This window comes from uncultured Muribaculum sp. (assembly GCF_910583865.1).
In the GTDB taxonomy this organism is placed as follows: domain Bacteria; phylum Bacteroidota; class Bacteroidia; order Bacteroidales; family Muribaculaceae; genus Muribaculum.
Genome location: NZ_CAJTYX010000062.1, coordinates 1 through 9,411 on the forward strand (window position 1 = coordinate 1; position 9,411 = coordinate 9,411).

A 9,411-nucleotide genomic window follows, 5' to 3' on the forward strand; every position below is an offset into this window, starting at 1 on the left:
AAACGTTTTCTTCCGGCTAATCGCTAATTTTGCAGTTGCCAGTTGAGAGTAGGGTATAAAATTAAGATGCGTCAGCCGTGGTAAATTTAGTATAATGACTTGTGGATTGATGCGAATTTTTGTAAATTTGCGCCGCAATCGGCAATTTGTGTCGCTGTGCGCGTCAATAGCTTAATAACAAACAGATTACATATACAGTATGGCAACAACCGCAGATTTTAAGAATGGAATGTGCCTCGATATCGACGGCAATTATTTCTTCATCGTTGAGTTCCTTCATGTCAAGCCCGGAAAAGGCCCGGCTTTCGTGCGTACAAAGCTTCGTAACGTAAAGACAGGCCGCATCATAGACAAGACCTGGAACTCCGGTGTAAAAGTCGATGAAGTGCGTATCGAGCGTCGTCCCTACCAGTTCTCCTACAAGGATGACATGGGTTATCACTTCCTCCACACCGAGACATGGGAAGAGATTATCGTTCCCGGCGAGAGCATCGAGGGCGTGGAGTTCTTAAAGGACGGTGATATCTGCGAGGCAATGGTGCACGCTGCTTCCGAGACTGTGCTTACCTGCGAGATGCCTGCAAACGTAGTGCTTGAAATCACCTATACCGAGCCCGGCATAAAGGGCGATACCGCCACCAACACTCTCAAGCCCGCTACTGTGGAGACCGGCGCCGAGGTTCGTGTGCCCCTATTCTGCGAGGTCGGCGACAAGGTACGTATCGACACCCGCAACGGCAACTATCTGGAGCGTGTTGAGCGCGCCAAGGCGTAATCCGTTGTCTTTTTTTATAGGAGAGTTCAGGTGCGATCCTGGGGCTTTCTAAACTTGAAGATAACATGTGACGTTATATCTGAGTCGGGATTGTCCTCATAACATTGGACATTCCCGGCTCTGTTGTTTCTGAATATTCTCACACACTTATACCTATGAACTTTAAAGAATTCGCACGCGATATCTACTACGTTGGAGTGAACGACCGCATGACCTCATTGTTTGAGGGTCTGTGGCCGCTCCCTATGGGCGTCACTTATAATTCCTATATAGTCAAAGGCTCTGACAAGCTGGCTCTCATCGATGGCGTGGCTATCGGCGAATGCGAGAAATTTCGCCAGAATATAGTCTCACGCATAGGCGACAAGGCTCCCGACTATATCATAATAAATCATATGGAACCGGATCATTCGGGTGCATTGGCTGCCATACGCAGTTTCTTCCCCGACATCACCATCGTGGGTAATGCAAAGACTCTCGAAATGGTCAAAGGGTTCTACGGTATAACTGATAATGTCATGAAGGTTGCCGACGGCGATTCGATTGATCTCGGTGGTGTATCGCTCGTTTTTCGACTGACACCGATGGTACATTGGCCAGAGACGATGATGACATATGTGCCGGAGCGCAATGTGCTCTTCTCCGGCGATGCTTTCGGTTGTTTTGGTGCTCTTGCAGGAGGTGTGGTCGATTCGGAGATGGACATTGAGCCTTACATGCCGGAGATGTACCGCTACTATTCCAATATCGTAGGGAAATATGGAGTTTTCGTCCAAAAGGCGCTTTCCAAGCTTTCATCTCTGAAGCTCGACTATATCTGTCCTACCCATGGCCCTGTGTGGCATGACGAGATCGCACGTGTTGTGGATATCTATGACCGGTTGAGCAGGTATGAAGGTGAGGAAGGTGTGACAATCGTCTATGGCTCCATGTATGGCAATACGGAGGAAATGGCCGAGGCGATTGCTTCACGTCTTGCCGAGAACGGCGTTAAGAAGATACGCATGCATGATGCCTCGCGCTCCCACTTGTCTTATATTCTGGCTGATATATTTCGTTACCGGGGGCTTGTCATAGGTGGTCCTACGTACTCCAATACCCTGTATCCTCCTGTCGAGGCTGTAGTGCGGGCAATAACCACCCGTGAGATGAAGAACCGTGTCATATCGGTTTTCGGCTCATATACATGGGCGCCCCAGGCGGTGAAACGTATTGAGTCTCTGCTTGGCGAAAATCGTGGCACAGCCGGTGAGGTCGTGTCGGTGGAGGCTCGTCAATCGCCTGATTCTGATGCAATCGATGGGTGTCGGGCATTGGCCGACCAGATAACATCGCGGTTGCAGGAGAGCGTCTGACCGGCCCTATCTTACGCGATGACCGTCTATAAACCATAATCGGTGAAAGATTGTTGTGAATATATAAAGTTTATAACCCGGCTGGCAAGGCATGGATTATTCTCGTCTGTCATGTTCGGTCGGTTGATTAAAACACAATATATATGAGCAACAATCCATCGGGACACGCCGAACCGGCGATGACTAAGTCTGGGAGGAAGAAAATCGTATCGACGGCCAAGGGCACGCTTACTATGGCGGCCATGGCCGTGCTGATTATAACCTCTATATTAAGTCTGCGAGGACTTCCCTCGGAGGCCAAATATGGCATTCAGTCGATATTCTACTATCTTTTTGCGGCGATAGTGTTCCTTCTGCCTTTCTCGCTCGTGTGTGCCGAACTCGCATCCACCTACACGAAGAGTGGAGGTCTCTACCGTTGGGTGTCGGAGGCTTTCGGGCCTCGCTGGGGGTGGACTGCGATGTACCTCGAATGGCAGACTATAGTGATATGGTTTCCTACGGTGCTGATGTTCGGGGCGGCATCGCTCGCCTATATATTCTGGCCCGAGAGTTTCGACCAGGCACTTGCCTCAAATAAGATATACACTCTCGTGGTGGCTCTTTTCATGTATTGGGCTGCAACGTTCAATGCTTTCAGGGGGCAGCGCTCGGCCAACCTCCTCAGCACCTGCGGTGGCCTTGTCGGCACGATTATCCCCGGCATTGTCTTGATAGTGTTAGGCATACTGTATGTTTGCCTCGGTAAGCACGTATATCTGACGGAACTTCCATTTTTCCCTGATTTTACCAATATGGGCACCATAGTGCTTGCGGCGTCGATATTCCTTTTTTATGCCGGCATGGAGCTTCAGGCGGTGCACATCAATGACATGAACGATCCTGCCAGGGATTTCCCCCGGGCTGTGTTCATGGCCATTATCGTTATAGTAGCCGTCTATGCCTTGGGCACTCTTGTGATCGGGGTAATCATACCTTCGCAGGATATCAATCTGTTGCAGTCTCTGCTTGTAGCCTACAAAGGGCTATGGGCGTCTTTCGGGCTCAGCTGGCTGGGAAATATTATGGCGTTGTTCATAATGGTGGGTGTGATCGGTCAGATAAGTGCGCTTGTAACGGGCCCTGCCACCGGACTTATGGCTGTGGCTCAGTCGGGCTATCTTCCACGTTCGTTGCAGACCGTGAACAAGAATGGTATCAATAAGCCTATCCTTATAGTCGAGGGCGTGTTTGTGACGATTCTATGCCTTGTTCTTATTGTGCTCCCGACTGTAGAGTCGGCATATCAGATCATGTCGCAGATGGCTACTATCATATATCTTATCATGGTGCTGATGATCTACGGTGCGTTCATCCGTCTGCGCCGCACTGCTCCCGGACGCAAGCGCGGGTTCAAGGTGCCCGGCGGGAAGGCCGGAGAGGTTGTCGTTTGTACGCTCGGTATCCTCGGTGCATTGCTCGCGTTGTTGTTGAGCTTCCTGCCGCCGTCTCAGATTACCACCGGTTCCCCTGTAGTATATGTCGGCATAATAGTAGTAGGTGTGGCCATATTCGTGGCTCTTCCTCTGATTGTCTACTCGAAGCGTAAGCCTTCATGGAGAAATCCGGATGCACATTTCTATCCGTTCGACTGGCAGATTGAAGGCCGTAAGCCCGACGAGGTGTCAAAATGGACGCCAGGGTTCGAACCTACCGAGGAGATGGTAGAGAAAGCCGAGGACGAAGCTATACGCACGCATGCTTCGGAACCTCATCATTAACAAGTTTTTTAAGTATATTTCCGATATGGAAGAGTGTGACATGCCGATTGAACGGCATCCTTGGAAACCGTTTATACCTCAGGGGGCGAAAGTGTTGATAATGGGCACTTTCCCTCCGGGCAACCATAGGTGGAGCATGGATTTCTACTATCCTAACCGTACGAATGATTTCTGGTATATGATCGGTCTTATATTCTTCAATGACCGCAATGCCCTATACTGCAAGGAGAGCCGTACTTTTGATCTCGGTGCCATCAAGTCTCTGCTGACTGAGCGCCATATCGCGCTCAACGATACCGCACGTGAAGTCCGGAGGCTTAAAGGCAATGCATCCGACAAGTTTCTGGAGATTGTCACTCCGGTACCACTCTATGAGCTGCTACGCATGATGCCGGAATGCCATACGGTGGCTACTACCGGTGAGAAGGCGGCCGGTGTGATTGCAGATATCACAGGTACACCGCTTCCGAAGATGGGCGAGCACGTGCTTTCGTCCGATGGCATCGAAATATGGCGCATGCCATCCACCAGCCGGGCATATCCCATGAAACTTGAATACAAGGCCGCATATTATGCAGATCTATTCCGTGCCGCAGGCATACTTTGAAGATACACGCTGAAAATCTATTTTGACGATGTTGAAATCAATCTCCGACGGTCTCCGTCATTTCTTTCACAAGGTATCAAACGTGCGTCCTATCATATGGATTTGCGTGTATCTTCTCAATGTGCCGCTTTTCGCTCTATTCTACTCGCTGCTCCCTCCCGGCGAATTCAGGATACCTGAGGGCGGGACGGGCGATTTCGGAGCGTGGCTATATTATAGTATAGTGACGTTGACCACTCTCGGATTCGGCGATTATACTCCGATGGGGTCCGGTGCGCAGCTTATCACTGCCGTGGAGGTATTGTGCGGTCTGGTGGTAATAGGTTTGTTTCTTAATGCTGTAGGTTCGATGAAATCGGAGATTGATGTCACTTCGGAAATCGAGAAGCAGCACGCCATCCACAGTGCTGCCGAAACCGCCAAATTGAAAAAGACCATCCCCATCATCATGCATAACCTCAACCGTTTTCTGGCATATTGCTATGCCGTGACCACTCCATATGACAAACGCGATACGTCTGAAAGCGAATACGATGCTTCATTCGGCTTCAATGATATGCGCGACCTTTATCGTCCGTCACGTCTGCCGATTGACCATTCTTACCGTCCGGCCGTAGCGGGGTTGCGGAAGTGCGCTGAAAGCACGAGCCTCTATCTCGACATGCTCCAGAATCGGGTGGATCTCACACTTTGGCCTGAACTTCTGGAGGATTGTTTCTCTTTTGTTGCGAGTGTGCAGATGTTTGCCGATGCGGACAACATCACTGTCGATGCTCCGGATGCCGACGGCAAGCGCCTTACCGGGGATAAGATGAAAGAGCATGAGCGAGAGATTTCGAAGGCGATTGCAGAATGGAACGGTGCGCCTGTTGCCGCCGAAGGCAATCCGCTCAACCCATATTTCGAACTTTACGATTTCATAAAGAAGAATGCCGCAATTGCCGTAAAAATAGAGACCTTCCTATCCTCCAAGGCCTTTCAGACCGACTGATAGTTCTCAAATTTAAACAACCTCCTAATCATTTGCGGCGAAAAGCATGGGTATTCCCGTGCTTTCCGTTGTCTTTCCGAAATGGAGGTATAAAGAAATTTTTCTGCAATTTGTTGGGAGAATTGGCAGGAGTTAGTAACTTTGCCTTTATCACGGCGATTATGCCTGCGTGTCATTGGTTGGAGATGCGCGGGTATTTCGCTATGCAGACATGACATATTAATTTTAATTTAAAATATTAACCTAAACCATGGCAGACAATAAAGAAAAATTGTTCGACATGTTTCCGGAGTGCTCCTACGATCAGTGGAGGACAAAGGTGGAGGCCGACTTGAAAGGGGCCGACTTCAACAAGAAACTTGTTTGGCGCACTAACGAAGGTTTCAACGTAGAGCCCGTCTATCGTGCCGAGAACATTGCCGATTTCAAGACCACGGACTCGCTTCCGGGTGAATATCCTTATCTTCGCGGCACCCGTACCGACAACGACTGGAAGGTGCGCCAGGAGATACAGGAGGAGACAATAGAGACAGCCAACGCTGTAGCTCTCGATGTACTCCAAAAAGGAGTCAACGCATTGGGATTCAACATCGCCATGACCACTCCCGAAGAGGTAGGCCGACTGCTTGATGGAATAGATCTGGCATCAGTCGAGATAAACTTCCGTACATGTCCCCGCCATGCCGTTGAGTTGGCCAAGGCTTTGGTGGAATATCTCCGACAGAAAGGTGAACTCACCGCGTTCAACGGTTCTATCGATTTCAATCCTATGCGTCGTGCCCTCAGGCACGGATCGGCATTCCCCGCCGACATCAAGGCAATGTCGCTCGAACTGCTTGAGACGGTCAAGCCTGTCGATAACCTTAGAGTTTTCGCTGTTGACAGCTATATGCTAAGTGATGCGGGCGCATACATCTATCAGGAACTCGGTTATGCTCTCGCGTGGGGTGCCGAATGGATGACGATGCTAACCGACGCAGGCGTGAAGGCCGACATCGTTGCCAACCGCATTAAATTCAATATGGGCGTCAGCTCCAACTATTTCATGGAGATAGCCAAGTTCCGTGCGGCCCGCATGCTTTGGGCGCAGATCGTAGAGCAGTACAAGCCCGATTCGAAGCAGAGCGCCAAGATGCTCGTGCATGCTATCACATCGCGCTTCAACCAGACCATCTACGATGCCCATGTCAACCTGTTGCGTTCGCAGACCGAATCCATGTCGGCCGCTCTTGCCGGTGTTGATTCAATCACTACGACTCCGTTCGATGTCCCCTACAAAAAGCCCGATGCATTCTCGGAGCGCATTGCGCGCAACCAGCAGCACCTGCTCAAGGAAGAGAGCCACCTCGACAAGGTAATCGACCCTGCCGGTGGCAGCTACTACGTTGAGACTCTTACGCTCTCCATCGCGCAGCAGGCCTGGAAGCTCTTCCTCGAAGTCGAGGACAAAGGCGGTTTCCTGGCATGTATCAATGACGGCACCGTGCAGGCAGCCGTCAATGCGAGCAACGAGAAGCGCCATACAGACGTGGCTCGTCGCAAGGAGATACTTCTCGGCACCAACCAGTATCCCAATATAAACGAGACCGCAGCCTCGAAGATTGAAGGTGCTTGCGGCTCCTGCGGATGCGGGCATGGCAATCATGACCATGGCGATGACAAGGGTGGCCTGAATATGAGCCGTGCGGCAAGCGACTTCGAGACACTTCGTCTCGCTACTGAGGCGGCATCCAAGCGTCCGAAAGTGTTCATGCTCACTATCGGCAATCTTGCCATGCGTCTGGCGCGTGCGCAGTTCTCTACCAACTTTTTCGGATGCGCCGGATATGAGATTATCGACAATCTCGGATTCGACTCCGTGGAGCAAGGTGTGGAGGCCGCCGTCGAGAAGGGCGCCGATGTTGTAGTGCTCTGCTCCAGCGATGACGAGTATGCCGAATTCGCTCCTAAGGCCAAAGAGGCGCTTGCCGGCCGTGCTATCCTTGTGGTGGCAGGTGCTCCCGCATGCATGGACGACCTTAAGGCAAAAGGCATCAACGACTTCATACATGTGCGTTGCAATGTGCTCGACACTCTTCGCGATTTCAATTCCCGTCTCCTCAAATAATCTCATACGCCAACAACAATGAAACCTGATTTCAAAACCATAGATATTGCCAAAGACGCTTTCGGCACCAACCATGTTGCCATGGCACACGGAGAGGACTGGATTACGCCTGAGTTGATTTCCGTGAAGAACGTTTATACGAAGCAGGATCTCGAAGGGCTTGAACACCTCAACTTCATGTCGGGTATACCCCCCTTCCTGCGTGGCCCGTACAGCGCCATGTACCCCCTGCGCCCCTGGACTATCCGTCAGTATGCCGGATTCTCCACTGCCGCCGAGTCAAATGCCTTCTACCGCCGCAACCTCGCGTCGGGACAGAAGGGCTTGTCGGTAGCATTCGACCTTGCCACACACCGTGGCTATGATGCCGATCATCCCCGCGTGGTAGGGGATGTGGGCAAGGCCGGTGTGTCGATATGCTCGCTCGATGACATGAAAGTGCTTTTCGACGGCATACCCCTCAACAAGATGTCGGTGTCCATGACCATGAACGGTGCCGTGCTCCCCGTGCTCGCTTTCTACATCAACGCAGGTTTGGAGCAGGGAGCAAAGCTTGAGGAGATGGCAGGTACCATCCAGAACGATATCCTCAAGGAATTCATGGTGCGCAACACTTATATCTATCCCCCCGAATTCTCGATGCGCATTATAGCCGACATTTTCGAGTACACTTCGCAGAACATGCCGAAGTTCAATTCAATCTCGATTTCAGGCTACCACATGCAGGAGGCCGGCGCCACCTGCGACATCGAGCTTGCCTACACGCTTGCCGACGGTCTGGAATATCTCCGTGCAGGTGTCAACGCCGGCATGGATATCGACTCGTTCGCCCCGCGCCTATCGTTCTTCTGGGCTATTGGCATGAACTTCTTCATGGAGATCGCCAAGATGCGCGCTGCCCGTATGCTATGGGCCAAGATCGTAAGCCGGTTCAACCCGAAGAATCCCAAGTCGCTCGCACTGCGCACCCATTCACAAACTTCCGGATGGTCGCTGACCGAGCAGGATCCCTTCAACAACGTTGGCCGCACATGTATCGAGGCCATGGGTGCCGCTCTGGGACATACCCAGTCGCTCCATACCAATGCTCTCGACGAGGCCATCGCGCTTCCCACCGACTTCTCGGCACGTATCGCCCGAAATACACAGATCTATATCCAGGAGGAGACCCTTGTCACCAAGCAGGTGGATCCCTGGGGAGGCAGCTACTATGTGGAGGCGCTTACCAACGAGATTGCACATCGCGCATGGGAGCACATCCAGGAGATCGAGAAACTCGGCGGTATGGCCAAGGCCATCGAGACCGGCCTGCCGAAACTTCGCATTGAGGAGGCAGCCGCCCGCACTCAGGCACGTATCGATTCAGGCCGTCAGACAATCGTAGGCATCAACAAGTATCGTCTTGACCATGAGGATCCGATTGATATTCTCGAAATCGATAATACACAGGTGCGCAACGAGCAGATTGAGCGTCTCAACGAGGTGAAGGCCCATCGCGACGAAGAGGCTGTCAAGAAGGCTCTTGCCGCCATCACCGAATGTGTCCGCACCAAGGAAGGCAACCTCCTCGACCTTGCGGTCAAGGCGGCCGGACTTCGCGCCACACTCGGCGAGATATCCGACGCCTGCGAGGAAGTGGTAGGACGTTATAAAGCAGTAATCAGAACTATTTCAGGCGTGTATAGCAGCGAAACCAAGACAGATCCCGATTTCCTCCGTGCCCGGCAGATGGCCGAGGATTTCGCCAAGAAAGAGGGCCGTCAGCCCCGTATCATGATTGCCAAGATGGGTCAGGACGGTCACGACCGTGGCGCCA

7 protein-coding genes are annotated in these 9,411 nt (G+C 51.8%); all 7 read left to right on the forward strand.

Features of this window, described 5'->3' with window-relative positions; genetic code table 11:
• Positions 1–199: 199 nt before the first annotated feature.
• Entirely contained in the window at positions 200–775 is a 576-nt protein-coding gene (gene efp, locus QZ303_RS10230; RefSeq protein ID WP_295732421.1) for an elongation factor P, read from the forward strand.
• Positions 776–930: 155 nt separating this feature from the next.
• Positions 931–2,130: an FprA family A-type flavoprotein gene (locus QZ303_RS10235; RefSeq protein ID WP_295732423.1), complete on the forward strand. Its 1,200-nt coding sequence runs from the start codon at positions 931–933 to the stop codon at positions 2,128–2,130.
• 143 nt (positions 2,131–2,273) lie between these two features.
• Positions 2,274–3,890, forward strand: a complete 1,617-nt coding sequence (gene gadC, locus QZ303_RS10240) for a putative glutamine/gamma-aminobutyrate antiporter GadC (RefSeq protein ID WP_295732425.1) — start codon at positions 2,274–2,276, stop codon at positions 3,888–3,890.
• 25 nt (positions 3,891–3,915) lie between these two features.
• On the forward strand, positions 3,916–4,497 hold the full coding sequence (locus QZ303_RS10245; RefSeq protein ID WP_295732427.1) for a uracil-DNA glycosylase family protein: 582 nt from the start codon (positions 3,916–3,918) through the stop codon (positions 4,495–4,497).
• Positions 4,498–4,525: 28 nt separating this feature from the next.
• Complete coding sequence (locus tag QZ303_RS10250) at positions 4,526–5,488, forward strand: potassium channel family protein (RefSeq protein ID WP_295732429.1); 963 nt, start codon at positions 4,526–4,528, stop codon at positions 5,486–5,488.
• Positions 5,489–5,738: 250 nt separating this feature from the next.
• On the forward strand, positions 5,739–7,595 hold the full coding sequence (mutA, locus tag QZ303_RS10255; protein WP_295732431.1) for a methylmalonyl-CoA mutase small subunit: 1,857 nt from the start codon (positions 5,739–5,741) through the stop codon (positions 7,593–7,595).
• 18 nt (positions 7,596–7,613) lie between these two features.
• On the forward strand, positions 7,614–9,411 hold a 1,798-nt coding region (gene scpA, locus QZ303_RS10260; protein WP_295732433.1), incomplete at its 3' end, for a methylmalonyl-CoA mutase.

Bases quoted from the DNA above. Each gene is read 5' to 3' on its own strand.
- efp (WP_295732421.1), top strand. From the start codon at position 200: ATGGCAACAACCGCAGATTTTAAGAATGGAATGTGCCTCGATATCGAC.
- QZ303_RS10235 (WP_295732423.1), top strand. From the start codon at position 931: ATGAACTTTAAAGAATTCGCACGCGATATCTACTACGTTGGAGTGAAC.
- gadC (WP_295732425.1), top strand. From the start codon at position 2,274: ATGAGCAACAATCCATCGGGACACGCCGAACCGGCGATGACTAAGTCT.
- QZ303_RS10245 (WP_295732427.1), top strand. From the start codon at position 3,916: ATGGAAGAGTGTGACATGCCGATTGAACGGCATCCTTGGAAACCGTTT.
- QZ303_RS10250 (WP_295732429.1), top strand. From the start codon at position 4,526: ATGTTGAAATCAATCTCCGACGGTCTCCGTCATTTCTTTCACAAGGTA.
- mutA (WP_295732431.1), top strand. From the start codon at position 5,739: ATGGCAGACAATAAAGAAAAATTGTTCGACATGTTTCCGGAGTGCTCC.